Annotated in this window: 13 protein-coding genes; 6 read left to right on the top strand and 7 right to left on the bottom strand. The window is 46.8% G+C overall.

Annotation, left to right across the window (positions count from 1 at the left end; genetic code table 11):
- Positions 1–2: 2 nt before the first annotated feature.
- Genes AABA75_RS09105 through AABA75_RS09090 form a run of 4 tightly spaced genes read right to left on the bottom strand, consistent with a single transcriptional unit; the run spans position 3 to position 6,039 of the window.
- The gene (locus tag AABA75_RS09105; protein WP_338292301.1) at positions 3–1,256 is read right to left on the bottom strand and encodes a TolC family protein; all 1,254 of its coding nucleotides are present in this window, start codon (positions 1,254–1,256) and stop codon (positions 3–5) included.
- On the bottom strand, positions 1,247–2,005 hold the full coding sequence (locus AABA75_RS09100) for an efflux RND transporter periplasmic adaptor subunit (protein ID WP_338292300.1): 759 nt from the start codon (positions 2,003–2,005) through the stop codon (positions 1,247–1,249). The genes AABA75_RS09105 and AABA75_RS09100 overlap by 10 nt, the downstream gene beginning before the upstream one ends.
- The gene (locus tag AABA75_RS09095; RefSeq protein WP_338292299.1) at positions 2,005–4,077 is read right to left on the bottom strand and encodes a hypothetical protein; all 2,073 of its coding nucleotides are present in this window, start codon (positions 4,075–4,077) and stop codon (positions 2,005–2,007) included. The genes AABA75_RS09100 and AABA75_RS09095 overlap by 1 nt, the downstream gene beginning before the upstream one ends.
- A gap of 3 nt (positions 4,078–4,080) precedes the next feature.
- A complete protein-coding gene (locus AABA75_RS09090) occupies positions 4,081–6,039 on the bottom strand; it encodes a GAF domain-containing protein (protein WP_338292298.1) in 1,959 nt (652 codons plus the stop codon).
- Positions 6,040–6,237: 198 nt separating this feature from the next.
- On the opposite strand from AABA75_RS09090, the gene AABA75_RS09085 reads away from it, so the two are divergent.
- Positions 6,238–7,451 (top strand): IS3 family transposase gene (locus tag AABA75_RS09085; protein WP_338292297.1). Its coding sequence is split into 2 segments (ribosomal slippage): positions 6,238–6,574 and positions 6,574–7,451, totalling 1,215 coding nucleotides; the frame shifts between segments, so codons are not numbered across the junction.
- Positions 7,452–7,510: 59 nt separating this feature from the next.
- Here AABA75_RS09085 and AABA75_RS09080 read toward each other — a convergent pair.
- Genes AABA75_RS09080 through AABA75_RS09070 form a run of 3 tightly spaced genes read right to left on the bottom strand, consistent with a single transcriptional unit; the run spans position 7,511 to position 11,758 of the window.
- Positions 7,511–7,639 (bottom strand): hypothetical protein, encoded by a 129-nt coding sequence (locus AABA75_RS09080; RefSeq protein ID WP_338292296.1) that lies wholly within the window; start codon positions 7,637–7,639, stop codon positions 7,511–7,513.
- A gap of 34 nt (positions 7,640–7,673) precedes the next feature.
- Entirely contained in the window at positions 7,674–11,141 is a 3,468-nt protein-coding gene (locus AABA75_RS09075; RefSeq protein WP_338292295.1) for a T-complex 10 C-terminal domain-containing protein, read from the bottom strand.
- Positions 11,027–11,758: a hypothetical protein gene (locus tag AABA75_RS09070; protein WP_338292294.1), complete on the bottom strand. Its 732-nt coding sequence runs from the start codon at positions 11,756–11,758 to the stop codon at positions 11,027–11,029. Before AABA75_RS09070 ends, AABA75_RS09075 begins: the two co-directional genes overlap by 115 nt.
- Positions 11,759–12,277: 519 nt before the next feature.
- Here AABA75_RS09070 and miaB point away from each other — a divergent pair.
- From miaB to lnt, 5 genes are read left to right on the top strand one after another with little or no spacing between them, the layout of a single operon-like run.
- Positions 12,278–13,708 carry a tRNA (N6-isopentenyl adenosine(37)-C2)-methylthiotransferase MiaB gene (gene miaB, locus AABA75_RS09065; RefSeq protein WP_338292293.1) on the top strand — a complete coding sequence of 477 codons (1,431 nt, stop codon included), beginning with the start codon at positions 12,278–12,280 and terminating at the stop codon, positions 13,706–13,708.
- A 12-nt stretch (positions 13,709–13,720) separates the two neighbouring features.
- Positions 13,721–14,782, top strand: a complete 1,062-nt coding sequence (locus AABA75_RS09060; RefSeq protein ID WP_338292292.1) for a PhoH family protein — start codon at positions 13,721–13,723, stop codon at positions 14,780–14,782.
- On the top strand, positions 14,782–15,306 hold the full coding sequence (gene ybeY, locus AABA75_RS09055; RefSeq protein WP_338292291.1) for an rRNA maturation RNase YbeY: 525 nt from the start codon (positions 14,782–14,784) through the stop codon (positions 15,304–15,306). Before AABA75_RS09060 ends, ybeY begins: the two co-directional genes overlap by 1 nt.
- Before the next feature lie 33 nt (positions 15,307–15,339).
- On the top strand, positions 15,340–16,221 hold the full coding sequence (locus tag AABA75_RS09050) for an HlyC/CorC family transporter (protein WP_338292290.1): 882 nt from the start codon (positions 15,340–15,342) through the stop codon (positions 16,219–16,221).
- Positions 16,222–16,267: 46 nt separating this feature from the next.
- A complete protein-coding gene (lnt, locus tag AABA75_RS09045) occupies positions 16,268–17,767 on the top strand; it encodes an apolipoprotein N-acyltransferase (RefSeq protein WP_338292289.1) in 1,500 nt (499 codons plus the stop codon).
- Positions 17,768–17,861: the final 94 nt, after the last annotated feature.

Here is a 17,861-nt window from a genome sequence, read left to right as displayed (position 1 = left end):
CCTTATTTTGCAACACCCATGGCAAAGTCTAGTTGTGCTAATGCGGTAAAAAAGTCGCCTCTGGCGGCTAATAAATCATTGCGTGTGCTGGTTAACAAGTCTTGTGCATCCAAAACATCATTCGCAGTGCTCAATTGTTCTTTGTAACGAATTTCCGTTACTCGAAAGTTTTCTTCGGCCTGATCAACCGCCTGCTCCAATACCGCTATGTTTTGTTTTGCCTCTTGCAATGCCAGCCAGGCGTTATGAGTTTCCTGTTGCACCAATTCTCTGGTTTGCTGATAGCTTTTTTGCGCGATTTCGATGGCGTGAAGTGCGTTGCGATTCTGATTGCGGATGGAGAAATTATCCCACAAGGTCCAATTCATATTAATACTAAGTTGGGTATTTCTTGAGGAGTCTGCAAAGTCAAACTGTTCGGAGAGGTGATTTTGCGTGAGCCGTGCAGTCAGTTTGGGAAAGTAACCCGAACGGGCGCTTTGCTTTTCGTTGCGAGCAATTTGAACAGCTACTTGAAGCTGTTTAAGGTCGGGGCGATTTGCTAGTGCAGTGGTTAAACTCTGCCCTAGCTGCGCAGTCGAGTTCAACTCGTAAGCTTGCTCTTGCGGCTTTATATCAACCAGAATATTTTGATTCAGTAGCACATTCAGATTGGTCAAAGTTCGTTTTACCGTATTCTCTGCTATCAACCTTGCCTGCTCTCCACGTGCCACGCGTACATCAGCTTGCAGTAAATCATTGCGCCATATCTTGCCATTAGCATACAAATGCTGAGCATTATTGCGGTGTTGTTTCAGGCGTTCCAGAGAAGCTTGGGCTTCTTTTGAGAGCGCCTGATCAGTAATCAGTTGGAACCAAGTCTGCTTGACGTTAAACACCAAAATTTGTTTTTGTCGCAAGTAAGCCAACTCAGCAGTCAATGTGCGCAGCTCACTCACTTTCCAGGCATGCCACACGGCAGGGTCATACAACACCTGGCTTAGCTCAAGTCGAGCAGAATAATCACTGCTGTTAAGTAGCTGCTGATTATTACTCAGTTGTTCATTGCGATTTGCGGTAAGGTTAAGGTCAGGAAATAGCTGACCAAAGGCGGTGCGCTCATTATTGTAGGCGGTTTGCAATTGCTCAAGGGCAATCTGATAATCCAGGTTTTGCTTAAATGCCTTGTTTAATACTTCCTCTAAGGTCTCGGCACTGGCCAATTCAACTATCAGCAAAACGCTGAACACCAAAAACCTGACAGACCTTAAAACCATGCTTTAAGCTCCACATAACGTCCGGAAATCAGCATGGTTTCATCAGTTTCTATTGTCCAGATGACCCTGCGCAAACCGCTGGAAGGTTGTAAAAGTGGAAACAAACGCTTTACTGTCGCAGTTCCAATAGGTTTGCCAGCAAATAAAACGGTTGTGCTGTCTCCGGGAGATAATGTCTCAGTATATTCAGGAGGCACATCCAGCGACATACTCAATGTGCTCAAGGAGGCAAATTCCAAAATCGGATCTCCGGGCTGCGCCCACTCACCAATGGAAATCTTACTACTGGCCACCACACCATCGAAGGGGGCTAAAACTATTGCTTGTGCCACCGCCAGTTTTGCCAGTTCTAATTTTGACTGATTGACCGCCACTTTCGCTTCGGCGGTTTTTACCGAAAACTCAGCTTCCGTAAGAGCGATATCAGATAGTATATTCTCCTGTACCAAACGACGACTTTTTTCCAGGCTGTGATTCGCTGCCGCCAATTCAGCAAGGGCCGACTGATACATAGCCTGCGCCTGAATCATCTCTGCTTTGAGCTTTGTTGCATTAATTTGAATAAGGGTTTCACCTGTCTTCACTTCTGTGCCATCTGCAGCAATCCACTCCACCTGCCCTTGTTGCGCAACGGATAGTTTGGCCTGTTGCGCTGGCACCACAACGCCTCGCAGGTGCACTGACGTAAGGGCATCAGCTAATGCCAATTGTGTACCTATCAGCAGTACAAAAGTGAATATAAATTTCATTACAACCATAAATCCGCTCTAAAGAACTTTCTTATTTTAAAAATAAAATGCTGCCAGAGGGGGCGCTTTTCCCCGTAGATTTTAGCCTCACCACTTATTCCCACCGGTAGATAGTCATCATTATCCCACCCGTCAATCACCATGCGTACCAACACTTTTTGCTCGACACCATCAGATTTAGCCAGTGCAGAAATCACCTGAATTTCAGCATCTAATACGTCACTTAGCTGAGCATTGAGTTTAATTTTAGCTTTGTCTCCGGGTGACAGGTAGGACACATCACGTTGATCAACAATGGCATCAAAGTAGCGACCATCCTCTGACAACAGTCTTAGCACTTCTTGTTGCTCTGAGAAAAAACGCCCTTGAATGAGATCAGGTGATAAACCTTCCACAGACCAGTTACCCTCAGGTGCATTCACCTGCAAGGAATGCAATTTCTGCTCTGTAGACAATAGTTTTTCTGCCACCAGTCCGAGCTCAATAGCCAATCTCGCCTGAGGGGAAGATTCATTTTCAAGCATGGCTGCAACCTTTTGCCCCTGCAGCTCCATCTGTCTCGCTTCTAATTCCTGCTTTAATATGGTCAGTTCAGGTGAGGCCATTTGCAGGAATGGTTCCCCTGTTTGTAACTCCAATTTTCTTCTATCTGAATAATTTGCATTGACCACAAAGGCATTAGCGGGGCTATATACAACATGAGTATCCGCCGCGATTTCTCCGTCGGAATATAGGGTCAGGTGGGGTTGCCAAAAAATCGCAACCAATAGAGCAACAAAACCACCAGTTGAGGTTCTTATTTTCCTTTTCCGCCCCTGCCACAGATGCAGTCGGGCCCATTGCACAATTGTCATCAACCAATTTCCTGTAATGGATTTAATCAACCGATAGGCAAGATACAAAAAGCCTAAAATGGCGAAGAAGCCCAACTGAGTATAAACAAACTGATATCCTAACCAGGCGATAAACGACAGCATAAGGGTCATATATACCGCCACCGCCGTGCCATAAATCCAATAAACTCGTTTCTCCCTTGGGGTTGGATTAAGGGGCTTTTCATCGTCACTATTGAAGAGTGTAGTTTTAAGATTCCATGAAAACCAGGCCAAGGCATTTTGTCGTAAATTTTGCATTTCCAGCCAATCAGTCAAAATGTAATAGCCGTCAAATTTGAGCAAAGGGTTGAGGTTTACCAATAGGGAACTTGCCGTGCCAATGGTCATCAACACGAATGCTATGTAACCAATGGGATTGTAGACATCCACCAGTAGCCAGATCATAGTCGCTAACGCCGCCAATAAGAGCTCCACCCAAACGCCGGCAAGGGCTACCTGAATTTTGTGGGTTTTGTTTTCAAACAGCCATGCATCGTTGACATTACAATACAAACAGGGCTGGAAGCACAGCAGTAAAAACCCCATTTCATGCACGTCACCGCCGTAATACTTACATGTGAGTCCATGACCGCATTCATGCAATGCAATGGCGCAAAGTGCGATTATCCAGATATAAATCACACCACTGAGCTGAGTTTGCAGATAAACTTGAGTAAAATCTTGAGCAAAACGTTCAGCGTTAAACAATATCGTGATAAAGGCCAGTAGAATAAAGCCCGCTTGTAATTTTAACGCTTGCGCTGACCACATGAATCGAATGGATTCGATGATACTGTCAAACCACTTATTGGGATTAACCAGTTGAAATCGCATCATCAAGACGCTGCCTTTTGCCTGAATTAGCGATTTTTTACGTTCATCTTTGATGCGCTCCAATAGCGCGACATTTTCTTCTTGCTTGGTGCGTTTCAGTATTTGGTAATCTTTACAGGCGTGATACACCGACTCTGCGGCATCCACATCAAATTCATACAATTCTGAAGTTTCATTAAAGCGTGCAACAATGGCAGTGAGATCGTGCACGCCATCAAATAACTTTATCAGCTCCATCTGCGGCACACTAAACCGGTAATACTCTTGTTTATCCGGCTCCTTTACCACGAAGCTGACGTCACCTTGCTGCACAAAGCGACGAACTTTGACTTCTTCCCTCAGCGGTGCGGGTATGGCACTCAAGGATTACAGCCCAAATGTGTAGATAAAGAAGTTGCGCAATCTGCGCCAGTAGCGCTGAACTACGGAGGTCTCTGGCGTATATATCAAAGCCTGTCCGGTCATGCCGGGAAGTACTTTATAATCAGAACGAGTGATCAACACCTCCGCCACAAAACCGGTTTTTAGTTCGCTGGTATCAACCTCCTCCTCTGTTTCGAGAATGGTGGTAGGTACCTCATAAGACCGCCCAACATGTAGGACTTTGCCATATACGTATTCCCCCGGACGGGCTCGTAGCACGGCCCTGACATCTTGCTCAAGTTGCAAATCCATGATGTCTTCTTCAGCAACATGCACCACGAGTCGGAATTTATCGGGATTGGCGATGCGAAAAATCTCGGTGCCTTGCCCAAAAAAACGTCCCATCAATTCGCCAACATTGGTATTTAGCACGACACCGGAGATGGGAGCTACGATTTCTGTATTACTTAAATCACTTTGCAATTTGACCACCTTAGCCAAGGTGGATTCTCGTTGAATAATGGCATTGGATAAAGCGAAACTGTCTTTTTCAGCCCGAGCCTCAACAATCTGCCGCTCCGCTATCGCCATTTGTGCCTGAGCCTCAGTCAGGGCAAGCTGTATTGTGGTCTTATCTAACTCGGCCACCACGTCGCCAGCATTTACGGATTGTCCTTCACGCACCAGAATGCTGCTGATCCGACCGTCTACTGGAGTGAAAATACCTCGACCTAATTGCGTTTCTACGGTTGTCGGGGCTGAAACCCAACGCAAAACCGGTAGAAAATGAAAACTCAATATCAAAGTAGCAAGTGTGACAGCAATAATAGCCGCGCGCTGGCCTTTGTTTTTAAACCACTTAATCGTTGCGTCTTTTAAACCTTTTAACGACTGGCGATTGGTGATGCTATTAAACAAGCTGGCATTGCGCAGCGCGACTGTCGCTTGAGAGGCCATGATGTGCAGAAGGTCGCCTTTACCGCCATCGGCGAAATGAGGACTTGTACTTTCAAACCACAATACTCCTAAAACGCCTTCCTCATCCCTGATAGCGATAGACCAAAGACTTTGTACGTCATGTGCTCGCAAATACTTAACCCAATCGTTCAGTTTGCCTTTTTGACTGGCGATGTAGCGTTCGCGATCTGCGACGTAAACCGAGCGTCCGAGGTTTTGTACCTGTTTCATTAATGCCAACATTGCAACTTGTCTGGCATCTGCGGCATCGACTTTTTGGCCACCGGATATAACACTCATCGAGAGCGTCTGATCGTCATTCAATAACGCAATAGCACCAAGGGAGAGATCCACTAACTCATTGGTACGGTTAACCACCAGATTGAGTACCTGATCTATATCCAGTGAGGATACCACCTCATTGGAGATACTCATCAGCGCGTTCATTTCCTTGACTTTGCTTTCCATCTCCATCAATCGGGCATTCTTGACTGATATTGCAGCGCTTACCGCCAGGTCTTTCACCAACTCACAGTCATTGGTATCAAACTGGCCATCGACACCGTGCTTTTTGTTGACGATTTGAATTGCGCCGTAAGCCTGATCGTCAATAATCAGGGGGACACATATCATGGAGCGAGTAATAAATCCGGTTTTCTTATCAACAGTTTGAGAGAATTCTTTACTGCGGGCACAATTGAGAATGATTTTTGATTTTTGCGTTTCAATTACAGTACCAACGATACCGACGCCAAAATCGAGTTTTAGGCCAATCACTTCGTTTTTAACCGGGCCTTCAGCCAGTTGACAGACATTTTGCTTGCTTTTTTCATCTTTGACCCAGAAAGAACCTGCTTCAGCATCCAGCGCATTCAATATTCGATCGAACACAATCTGCATAAGATGTTTAACATCGTATGCCTGGCCAATGAATTCATGGGTTAATTTTCGAGAAGTGGAGAGGATTTTTATTTTGCGATTTAACTCACTAACCTCCTTACTCATGGTCTTAGAGCCCTGCACTCTGGTTCTATTTACCATATTGGAAACCCATTACTCCTGACTGAAACTCAACAATCTAAGTATAGAAGTAATAAACAAAAAAGAAGATTTTTATTGCAATAAAAAAGGCGGGAAATTCCCGCCTTTTTTAGTTCATCGTTTGTCCCGTCCTGAAATGTGTTTACACATTTAGGACTTATTATGAGAAACCCAGATAAACAACGCGTTAAACGAACTCAACGTGATTACACCTTAGGCTTTAAATTGGCCGTTGTAGCGCAAGTCGAAAAAGGCGACTTCACCTACAAACAAGCTCAAAAGCACTTTGGCATTCAAGGCCGAAGTACAGTTCTCGTCTGGCTACGAAAGCATGGTAAGCTGGATTGGTCTGAGCCTTTGATGCATTCACTTATGTCTCAATCCAACGAAACACCCGCCCAAAAGATTAAGCGTTTAGAACGCGCATTAGCTGATGCTGAACTCAAAATTGATGTTCTGGAAGAGGTAGTAACCCGTGTTGATAACGAGTGTGGGAGTAACTACAGAAAAAAGTACTACGACAAGCTCTCTGGGCGGGAAAAGTTGAAAAACGAAGAAAGCTAGCTCGTTGTTGTCGCCTATTCGGATTTACACCTCAAGGGCTTTATCAGTGGGTTAAGCGGTTTAACGATAAGCAGCAGAGGCTAATGCCGGTTAAGGACATGGTGCTGTATTGGCGCCAGTACATGCCGCGGATTGGGACTCGAAAGCTCTACCAACTGATGAAACCAGAGCTTGATAAACTTGGCATTAAGTTGGGGCGTGATGGACTGTTTGATTATTTACGCGCAGAAGGCATGTTGGTTAAACCCAAACGTAGTTACACAAAAACAACCGACAGCCGTCACTGGATGAAAAAGCACCCGAATCTACTGAAGGACTATCAACCTCAACAGGCTGAGGATGTGCTTGTGAGTGATATTACCTACGTGAAGTCAGATGCGGGTACGCACTATTTATCATTAACAACGGATGCATATTCCCGAAAGATAATGGGGTATGAACTCAGCGATGAAATGAAAGCAACAGATGTGGTTAAGGCACTCAATATGAGTATCAAGCATAAGTACTATAACCATCCAATGATTCATCACTCAGACCGAGGAGTGCAATATTGCTCTGAGGAATATCAGGCTGTCCTGAGAAATCACAACATTACTCCATCTATGACCGATGGTTATGATTGCTATCAGAATGCCTTAGCAGAAAGAATCAATGGCATACTAAAGCAGGAGTTCTTGTTGCATCAGTGCAAGAATAGGCGGGAATTAAAGCAACTCGTGGATGAATCGATATACATCTACAATGAGATGAGGCCGCACTTGAGTTTGAGAATGAAAACACCTAACCAGGTGCATTACGAAAAAGGCCGATAGATAAAATCTACCGGCCTGCATAAAACGTCAACGTATTTTAGGACGAGACAGTTGATAAGTTACTTTGCGTTAGCTCTAGCCTTGGCTGCCTGCGCTTTGGCAGCTAACTTATAACCATTTACCTTTGCACCAGCAACCGCAGCTAATGCTCTTTGTTTTACGCGATCAGCTTTTGTGATTTTAGCCATAATTAATTCTCCAATCAGTTTTAACGTTTGCCGATTAAGGCATTTCTTCAGTTTCAAAAATCAGGGTGATAGTTCCATCACCATTATCAATTACTTCGGCAATAGGCCAGCTCTGAATGGTATAATTACCATCAGCGTCAGGACCAATTGCTTCAGGTGGGATACCTCCTTCCCATTCACCTACCATGTCACCTGAAATGACAAATGTACTGCTACCCAGGTCAACATCTCCCATATCTATCGGCAGCGTCCAACTGGTTGGGCCGTCTTCATCATAGTCAAGTCCCCATTCAGCCGGATCACTCCCCCCTTCAAAGAGAGGTAAGATAAATTCGTTTACATAACCATTTGGGTCCGGTGGTGGTGTACCGTATGAGCCCGGATCACCGGGTTCTCCATCGGGCCCAGAATCACCGTGTCCTTCAGGTGCATCCCCGGCTTCCCATGTCTCCATCGTCCCATCTGGGTACGTTATAGAACCCGAACCATCGGCATTCTGTTGATACACGGTGCCGTCTGCATCCGTATGGGTGAAGGAACCATCATCATTCCAGGTACCACTACTGCCATCGGCATTTTGATACTCACCCTGTCCTTCACTGGCGTTGTAATACCCAGTACTACCATCAGCAGATGTCCAGGCAACGGATCCGTCAGCGTAATAATTGCCATAATTTCCCTGGCCATCAGACCAGCTACCATTGCCCTCGTTATCCCAGGTCTCGGAGCTGCCATCAGGGTAGGCAATACTACCTGAACCATCAGCATTCCAGGTTTCTATTGTACCATCGGCATAAGTTATGGTACCCGAGCCATCCTCGTTGAACTGCTCATCCACAACACCACCGTGTTCATCAGCTTCATTAAAGCCATCGGGCCCGCCTTGCGGCCCAGCACCTTCTGGCATTTCAGGTGCTTCGCCTGCCTCCCAATTTTCTACGGTTCCATCTGGGTACGTTATCGAACCTGAACCATCAGCGTTCTGTTGGTAAACAGTGCCGTCTGCATCCGTATGGGTGAAGGAGCCATCATCACTCCAGGTACCACTGCTGCCGTCGGCATTTTGATACTCACCCTGTCCTTCACTGGCGTTGTAATACCCAGTACTACCATCAGCAGATGTCCAGGCAACGGATCCGTCAGCGTAATAATTGCCATAATTTCCCTGGCCATCAGACCAGCTACCATTGCCCTCACCATCCCAGGTCTCGGAGCTGCCATCGGGGTAGGCAGTACTGCCTGAACCATCGGCATTCCAGGTTTCTACTGTGCCATCGGCATAGGTTACCGTACCAGAGCCGTCCTCATTGAACTGCTCGTCGACAATACCACCATGCTCTTCAGTTTCTGCACCAGGTTCGCCGCCACTGTGATAGGTTCCATCAGCATCCCAAGTATCCATAGTGCCATCGGGATAAGTAATTGAACCGGAACCATCCGCATTTTGTTGATATACCGTTCCGTCTGCATCAGTGTGAGTATATGAGCCGTCAGAGCCGTAGGTGCCGTGACTACCATCGCCATTGGTATAACTACCCGAACCATCGGCATTGTAGTAGCCGCTGCCACCATCGGAAGATGTCCAGCTCCCAGAGCCATCGGCACTCCAGGTGTAACTATTGCCCTGGCCATCGTCCCAGGTGCCGCCGCCTTGTCCATCCCAGGTTTCAGTGGAACCATCTGGAAATACCACACTGCCCGAACCGTCGGCATTCATGGTTTCGACCGTACCATCGGCATAGGTAAGGATCGTTGAGCCATCTTCGGACACCTGCTCATCAATGATGTCTCCATATGGACCATGAGTTGTATCAGTGCCTTCGCTTCCCTCACCGGGTTCGCTACCACTGTGATAGGTTCCATCGGCATCCCAGGTATCCATAGTCCCATCGGGATAAGTTACTGAGCCAGAACCATCCGCATTTTGTTGGTATACCGTACCGTCTGCATCAGTATGAGTGTATGAACCATCAGAACCATAGGTTCCATGGCTACCGTCACTATTGGCATAACCACCTGAGCCGTCGGCATTGTGATAACCACTGCTACCATCGGATGACGTCCAGTTGCCCGAACCATCGGCATTCCATGAGTAGCTATTTCCCTGGCCATCATCCCACGTGCCACCACCTTGTCCATCCCAGGTTTCAGTGGAACCATCTGGAAATACCACACTGCCCGAACCGTCGGCATTCATGGTTTCGACCGTACCATCGGCATAGGTATAAACCGTAGAGCCATCTTCGGCCACCTGTTCATCAACGATGTCTCCATAAGGACCATGAGTTGTATCGGTACCTTCACCTCCCGCAGGATCACCACTGGTTGTATTGCCAGAAGAATCCCAGGTTTCTGTTGTGCCATCCGGATAAGTCACTGAACCCGAACCGTCAGCATTGAATTGGTAAATAGTGCCGTCAGCCTCAGTATGACTTCCGGAACCATCGGCATTCCAGTAACCGTAACTACCATCGGCATTAGTGTAACTGCCTGAACCATCGGCATTGTAGCTCCCACTGCTGCCATCTGATGCAGTCCAGGACCCTGAGCCATCAGCGTTCCAGGTAGCGCTATTGCCCTGGCCATCGTCCCATGTACCGCCGCCCTGGCCATCCCAAGTTTCAGTGGAACCATCCGGATATACAACTGAGCCAGAGCCATCTTCATTCCAGGTTTCGACGGTGCCATCGGGGTGAGTGGTTGTGCCTGATTCCGTTCCTTCGCCACCGGTACCGCTTGGGTCACTCGGATCTCCTGGGTCTCCCACAGGGTTGCCCGATGCATCCCATTCGTCTACAGAACCGTCTGGGTACGTGACAGAACCTGAGCCATCAGCATTTTGCTGGTAAACCGTACCATCGGCCTCTGTATGGGAATACGAGCCGTCTGCGCTGTAGGAGCCATGGCTTCCATCGGCGTTAGAGTAACCACCGGAACCATCGGCATTGTGATAGCCACTGCTGCCGTCTGCTGATGTCCAGGAGCCCGAACCATCAGCATTCCAGGTACTGGAATTACCTTGACCATCATCCCAGGTACCACCGCCTTGTCCGTCCCATGTCTCAGAACTTCCATCTGCATACTCAACACCACCCGAACCATCGGCATTCCAAGTATAAGCTGTGCCATCGGCCTCAGTGTGTGACCCAGAGCCGTCGGCATTGTATTCACCGTGGCTGCCATCAGCATTGTTGTATCCCCCAGAGCCATCAGCGTTATAGTACCCACTACTACCGTCAGCATTGTTCCAGGTTCCGGAACCATCGGCGCTCCAGGTGCTAGAATTGCCTTGTCCATCGTCCCAGGTACCGCCACCTTGGCCATCCCAGGTTTCCGAGGAACCATCTGGATATTGCACTGAGCCAGAACCATCGTCGTTCCAGGTTTCTACAGTGCCATCAGGATGCGTGGTTGTGCCAGTTTCCGGCCCTTCTTCGCTGCCATCACCTGCGGGAGGTTCACCGCCAGTGTCCCCCGAGTCGCCACCAGAATCACTGCCCACTGGATTACCCTGCGCATCCCAGGCTTCACTGGTGCCATCCGGATAAGTAATCGAGCCTGAACCATCGGCATTGCCTTGATAAATAGTTCCGTCAGCTTCAGTATGACTATAAGAACCATCTGCGCTGTAACTACCGTGACTACCATCGGCGTTGTTATAACCACCTGAACCATCGGCATTGTGATATCCACTACTGCCATCTGATGAAGTCCAAGAGCCCGAACCATCGGCGCTCCATTGGGCAGTATTGCCCTGACCGTCATCCCAAGTGCCGCCGCCTTGACCATCCCACGTCTCAGTAGAGCCATCGGGATAAACGACGCTTCCAGAGCCATCTTCGTTATAAGTTTCAACCGTGCCATCTGGATGGGTAACAGTGTTGCCACCGTCGGACGTTTCCCCTTCTCCACCCGGAGGAGGATCGCCACCTTCATCTCCCGGAGGATGGTCGTCTCCTCCCGGAGGTGGCCCCCATCATTATCTGCAGTGGGGGCATCATTTGATTCAATACCGAGATCGCCAACCAAACCGCCTATACCACCGGGGGCAATGCGGTCTTCAAGTTTTTCGATTGAGGATTCGACTTTTTGTTTTTTCGGGCCTTTGTCATCTGTCATAACATTCTGCTCCTGAGACAGGTTCTGTAGGGAAAGTCGCCTTATTCCATGAGAATTAGAGGCTCTCCATGGCCTCTTTACAGCGCAATCAAACCACCGGGGAAGGCAGAAGACATTGATAGATTCGCGCCGTGTTTTGTTTCAACTCTAGAACAGAAATCGCACAATTCAACTGCATATTTAGAATTTACTCATGGTTTTGGGAATCACTTCACAATATTCATATCCCAGTATGAAAAAACATACCCGAAACTAATTTTTCTGACTTGTTTCCATGACCGATTACAGCGAACAAAGGAAAAAATATCACGCCAAACCTGTGACATTTAAAGAGAGAAAAATAGAACCTGAGGCAAATGAATAAACCCCCAGAAAAATAAGGGTTTCTACAAGGAAAATGAATATCACTAAATAACTGGCATCTGCCGGCAATAGCTTATAAAATACGCGCCCTTTTTTTGAGTACAATCTCAAATCAAACGGGTAAAATGTGTAATATTAAAAGCTGAGTGAGTGGACATGAGTAAGAAGCTGTTTATCAAAACATGGGGCTGCCAAATGAACGAATACGATTCGGAAAAAATGGCGGATTTGCTGGATAGCACCCATGGGTATTCCCTTGCAGAAGAAGCGGAAGACGCAGATGTCATTCTGCTCAACACCTGTTCCATTCGCGAAAAGGCTCAAGAAAAAGTATTTCATCAACTGGGTCGTTGGAAGAACCTGAAGAACCACAAACCGGATTTGGTGATTGGTGTTGGGGGCTGTGTAGCCTCTCAAGAAGGCGATGCCATACGTCAGCGGGCGCCCTATGTAGATATTGTGTTTGGCCCACAAACATTGCATCGCTTACCGGAGATGATTTCTCAAGTGCAGGCCGGTGAGCAAGCGGTTGTAGACATCAGCTTCCCGGAAATTGAAAAGTTTGACCGCCTTCCAGAACCTCGTGCTGAGGGCCCAACTGCGTTTGTGTCTATCATGGAAGGTTGCTCTAAGTATTGTAGCTTCTGTGTTGTTCCCTACACCCGTGGTGAAGAAGTGTCTCGCCCGGTGGACGATGTCATTTTTGAAATTGCTCAACTGGCAGAGCAAGGCGTACGTGAAGTTAATCTATTGGGTCAAAACGTGAACGCCTATCGCGGTGAAAACTACGACGGTAGTATTTGTCGATTCGCTGAGTTACTGCATCTGGTTGCAGCTATTGATGGCATAGATCGAATTCGCTACACCACTTCTCATCCGGTGGAGTTCACTGACGATATCATTGATGCTTACGAAACCATTCCAGAATTGGTGGACCATTTGCACTTACCGGTACAAAGTGGCTCAGACCACATCTTGGCAATGATGAAGCGCGGTCACACTGCTATTGAATACAAGTCTAAAATTCGACGTCTGAAGAAAGTCCGTCCGAATCTGAGCATGTCTTCAGACTTCATCATCGGTTTTCCCGGCGAAAGTGACCAGGACTTCGAAGATACAATGAACCTCATCCAGGCCATTGATTTTGACCTGAGCTTCAGCTTTATCTACAGCGCCAGACCGGGCACTCCTGCGGCCGATGTACCTGACGATGTCAGCGAAGAAGTTAAAAAACAACGTTTGCACCTGTTGCAACAACGTATTAGTCAGCAAGCACAACGCATAGCTCGCAATATGGTGGGTACCACTCAACGGGTGCTGGTAGAAGGCCCCTCTAAAAAGAACATCATGGAATTGTCTGGCCGTACGGAAAACAATCGCGTTGTAAACTTCGAAGGCACACCCGATATGGTAGGCAAATTTGTGGATATCGAAATCACCGACGTATTCGCTAACTCTTTACGAGGCAATGTAGTGCGCACCGAAGAGCAAATGGATTTGAGAATTGCCACAGCGCCAGAGAGCATTCTTGAAACGCGTCAGGATAAATCCGACAACCTTGGCGTTACTCAGTTTCAACCCAATTAAAAAGATAAGCCATTGAGTAGTTTACTAACAACTAAAGACATTACCCTTGAACCAATCGACAACCGTCGTCTGGCCAGCCTGTGTGGACCATTTGACGATAATATCAAGCAAATCGAAAAACGGCTTGGTGTTGAGATAAGTTATAACAACACCAGTTTCAAAGTTACCGGCAAAGCATCTCAAGTAGATGGTGTTTTGCAACTGTTGAAAGACTTGTATGTTGAAACCCAGCCTGTAAAGGGGGATTTTCCTGAGCTTGAACCAGAGCAAGTGCACCTTGCAATCCAGGGCAGCAGTGTACTGGAGCAAAATCGCAACGAAAGCTGGGGCAAAGAAGTTCACATTAAAACCAAACGAGGCGTTATTAAGCCGCGCAATCCCAATCAGTCGCAATACCTGATGAACGTGGTGCAACACGATATCACCTTCGGTATTGGTCCGGCGGGTACCGGTAAGACTTACCTCGCTGTAGCTTGCGCCGTCGAAGCACTGGAACGTCAGGAGATACGTAGGATATTGCTCACCCGCCCGGCCGTGGAAGCTGGCGAGAAACTGGGCTTTTTACCCGGCGATTTATCACAAAAGGTGGATCCTTACCTACGCCCACTGTATGACGCATTATTTGAGATGTTGGGCTTTGAAAAAGTAGAAAAACTTATTGAGCGCAATGTAATTGAAGTGGCGCCATTGGCTTACATGCGTGGGCGCACTCTCAATGATGCGTTTATTATTTTGGATGAGAGTCAAAATACCACAGTAGAGCAGATGAAAATGTTCCTCACGCGTATCGGTTTCAATTCCAAAGCGGTCATTACAGGTGATATCACTCAAATAGACTTACCTCGAGGAGTCCGCTCCGGACTGCGTCATACCATTGAAGTTTTAAAAGACGTAGATGATATATCCCTCAACTTCTTTACGGCGAATGACGTTGTACGTCATCCTGTAGTAGCTCGTATCGTTCAAGCTTATGACAAGTTTGAACAGGAAGAAGCGCGCTTACAAAAAGAGAAAAAAGAGCAAGCACGTATTGAAAAGCTTAACGCAACCGGCAGTGGAGAAAGTGAGCAATAATGACGATGCAACAAACTGATGAAAATCGTCTTCTTGCCGATGTGGATATCCAGCTAGCGGTAGCCCCCCCTCCTGAGGAAGCCTTAGTGGCATCCTTTAGCGAATGGATAAACAGAACACTAATTAGTGTGCCAAAATCATTGCTGGTTAAGTATCCTCAAAATGAGCCTTTGGAGCTGACGGTCCGCATTGTGGAAGAGCAAGAGAGTCAGTCTTTAAATGACACTTACCGCGGTAAAGACAAACCCACTAATGTATTGTCATTTCCTTTTGAGCAACCTCCCGGTTTAAATTTACCATTATTAGGTGATCTGGTTGTCTGCCAATCGGTTGTTGCACAAGAAGCAAAGCAGCAGAAAAAAGACATCTCAGCCCATTGGGCACACATGTTAGTGCATGGTACCTTGCATTTATTAGGTTATGACCATATAAACGACCAAGAGGCGGAAGAAATGGAACGCCTTGAAGTTCATATTTTAAACAGTTTAGGTATTGACGACCCCTATCAAGATCATGAATTATAGGGCGCCAGCCAACAAAGGAATTATGTCACAGTCATGAATAACGACGACAACCCACACTCTACCAACGGTTCTTCTGGTAAGAGTTGGTTAGAAAAAATCATTCAAACCTTCACAGGAGAGCCCAAGAGTCGAGAAGAGCTGGTTGAGGTTATCAACGAGGCTGAACTACAAGAAGTGATCGATCCCGGCACTCGCGAAATGATCCACGGCGTGCTGGAAGTTGCCGAGATGCGGGTAAGGGACATAATGATCCCGCGTGCACAAATGGTTACCATTGATATTAATCAATCGGTTTCAGAGTTTCTCCCTCTAGTCCTGGAAACAGCACATTCTCGCTTCCCTGTAGTATCTGAAAACAAGGATCACGTCGAAGGCATTTTATTGGCCAAAGACCTGCTCAAGTACGCTTTTGGTGAAATGGAGCAATTTGAGCTGAAGGACATTTTACGACCGGTGGTTATCGTACCCGAGAGTAAAAGAGTTGACGTGTTACTCAGAGAGTTTCGTCAACACCGTTATCACATGGCTATCGTTATTGATGAATACGGCGGCGTTTCCGGGCTCGTCACCATTGAGGACATCCTGGAGCTCATCGTGGGTGAAATCGAAGATGAACACGATGCCGATGATGAAGAAACAGAAGATATCAAGGCACTAAACACCTACACCTATTCTGTAAAAGCGCTGACTGCGGTAGATGATTTTAATCGCTACTTCAATACCGACTTCGATGAAGAACAAGCTGATACCATAGGTGGCATAGTACTTAATAGTTTTGGTCACATGCCCTCAAAAGATGAAACCATTGTGATCAATGAAATTGAGTTTAAGGTGAATAACGCTGATGGCAGGCGTCTCATACAATTGAAAGTGACGTTACCTAGAGTGCCTGCCAAAAACCTAGCCAGTGCATAAAAAAACTTATAGCCACTATTTATTAATCCTTCTGGCGGGCATAGCAATGACATTTGCTTATGCCCCCTTCTCTATTTGGTTTATTCCTTTTTTAAGTCTTTCGCTGTTTTTTTACTTGCTACTCAGTAATCCGCAATTTAGTGGTTTTAAAAGTGGTTTTGTATTTGGTTTCGGTTGGTTTGGTGCCGGAATAAGCTGGGTTCATGTTAGTATCGCTAATTTTGGTGGTTTGCCATTGATTGGCTCGCTGGCTCTCATGGCACTATTAGTGGGCTATTTGGCTTTATTCCCGGCCCTTTTTGTATGGCTCTCCAACAAGTTTAACTACAAAGTTGTTCAACCGCTTATCTTCACCGCGTTGTGGTTTTTGATTGAATGGCTGCGCAGTTGGTTTTTGACCGGTTTTCCCTGGTTGTCGATAGGCTATTCCCAATCACAAGGACCGCTGGCTGCATGGTACCCCCTCATCGGTGAGACGGGCGTTAGCTGTGTGCTGATATTGTTTTGTAGCTTCATTGCCAGGCAACTCGTCGGTAAAGCAAAAGGCGTTTTGGTTCCAACAAAACATACTATTACCGCTTCACTAGCCTTGACGTTTGTTACCTTAATATTTAACAACCTCTCCTTTGTAAAAGTGCGTGACGATTTTGTGACCATGGCGATGGCGCAAGGCAATATCAAGCAAGAGCTGCGCTGGGTTCCGGAACAAGACCAACCCACCATGCAAAAGTACCTCAAGCTTAGTGAGTCACTATGGCACAACGATATTATACTCTGGCCTGAAGCAGCTATTCCGAAACTGGAACCATTGGCTCAAGACTATTTATCAGAATTGGATAAACAAGCCTTTCACAGTAATACCGGGCTCATTACGGGCATCGTAAATTACAACTTCGAAACCTCAGAAGCCTTCAACAACTTGATTGTACTGGGTAAACGCAATGCTGAGGCTGAAGCACCTGAATACCAATATCTGCATCACAATCGCTACGCTAAACATCATTTGCTTCCAATTGGAGAATTTATCCCTATGGAGGATTGGCTGCGAGGACTCGCGCCAATTTTCGACTTGCCCATGTCGTCATTTTCCAGAGGTAACTATGAACAGGCGAATCTGGAAGTAAACGGCTACCATTTTTTGTCAGCAATTTGCTTTGAAATCGCTTTCCCACGTCAGATAGCTGCGAATCTGCGCAAAAATAGCGATTTTATCGTTACAGTAAGTAATGATGCTTGGTTTGGTGCCTCCCATGGCCCGGCACAACATCTGGAAATAGCCCGAGTTAGAGCCGCTGAGTTTGGTTTGCCTTTGTTGCGTGCCACTAATAATGGGTTAACCGCATTTGTGGATCACACCGGAAAAGTCATTGCACAAGCACCGCAGTTTGCCGAGGCTACCCTTGAAGCTCAGTTGCCCAAAGTGGAAGGTATGACCCCTTACCGTTATTGGGGGGACCTGCCTTTGTGGATATTTGCGTTAATTATCCTGCTGTACTCTGCAATGGCACAACACAAAGCCCAAAGCAGGCCAGAAACATCCACATAAACACTTTTGCGGTTGCTTTTAGACAACTGTTTTGGAAGTATTAACGCAGATCAACCGCCGGCAAAGCGCGATCTAAATAACGACGTGGAGAGCG

Origin of the sequence: Planctobacterium marinum (assembly GCF_036322805.1) — a bacterium.
Lineage (GTDB): Bacteria > Pseudomonadota > Gammaproteobacteria > Enterobacterales > Alteromonadaceae > Planctobacterium > Planctobacterium marinum_A.
Note: the sequence above shows the minus strand (reverse complement) of the source record. Positions and strands in the feature narration are given on the sequence as shown.

What these genes read in the sequence shown, in the direction of transcription:
- AABA75_RS09105 (WP_338292301.1), bottom strand. Translation starts at nt 1,256, where the DNA reads ATGGTTTTAAGGTCTGTCAGGTTTTTGGTGTTCAGCGTTTTGCTGATA.
- AABA75_RS09100 (WP_338292300.1), bottom strand. Translation starts at nt 2,005, where the DNA reads ATGAAATTTATATTCACTTTTGTACTGCTGATAGGTACACAATTGGCA.
- AABA75_RS09090 (WP_338292298.1), bottom strand. Translation starts at nt 6,039, where the DNA reads ATGAGTAAGGAGGTTAGTGAGTTAAATCGCAAAATAAAAATCCTCTCC.
- AABA75_RS09080 (WP_338292296.1), bottom strand. Translation starts at nt 7,639, where the DNA reads ATGGCTAAAATCACAAAAGCTGATCGCGTAAAACAAAGAGCATTAGCT.
- AABA75_RS09070 (WP_338292294.1), bottom strand. Translation starts at nt 11,758, where the DNA reads ATGACAGATGACAAAGGCCCGAAAAAACAAAAAGTCGAATCCTCAATC.
- miaB (WP_338292293.1), top strand. Translation starts at nt 12,278, where the DNA reads ATGAGTAAGAAGCTGTTTATCAAAACATGGGGCTGCCAAATGAACGAA.
- ybeY (WP_338292291.1), top strand. Translation starts at nt 14,782, where the DNA reads ATGACGATGCAACAAACTGATGAAAATCGTCTTCTTGCCGATGTGGAT.
- AABA75_RS09050 (WP_338292290.1), top strand. Translation starts at nt 15,340, where the DNA reads ATGAATAACGACGACAACCCACACTCTACCAACGGTTCTTCTGGTAAG.
- lnt (WP_338292289.1), top strand. Translation starts at nt 16,268, where the DNA reads ATGACATTTGCTTATGCCCCCTTCTCTATTTGGTTTATTCCTTTTTTA.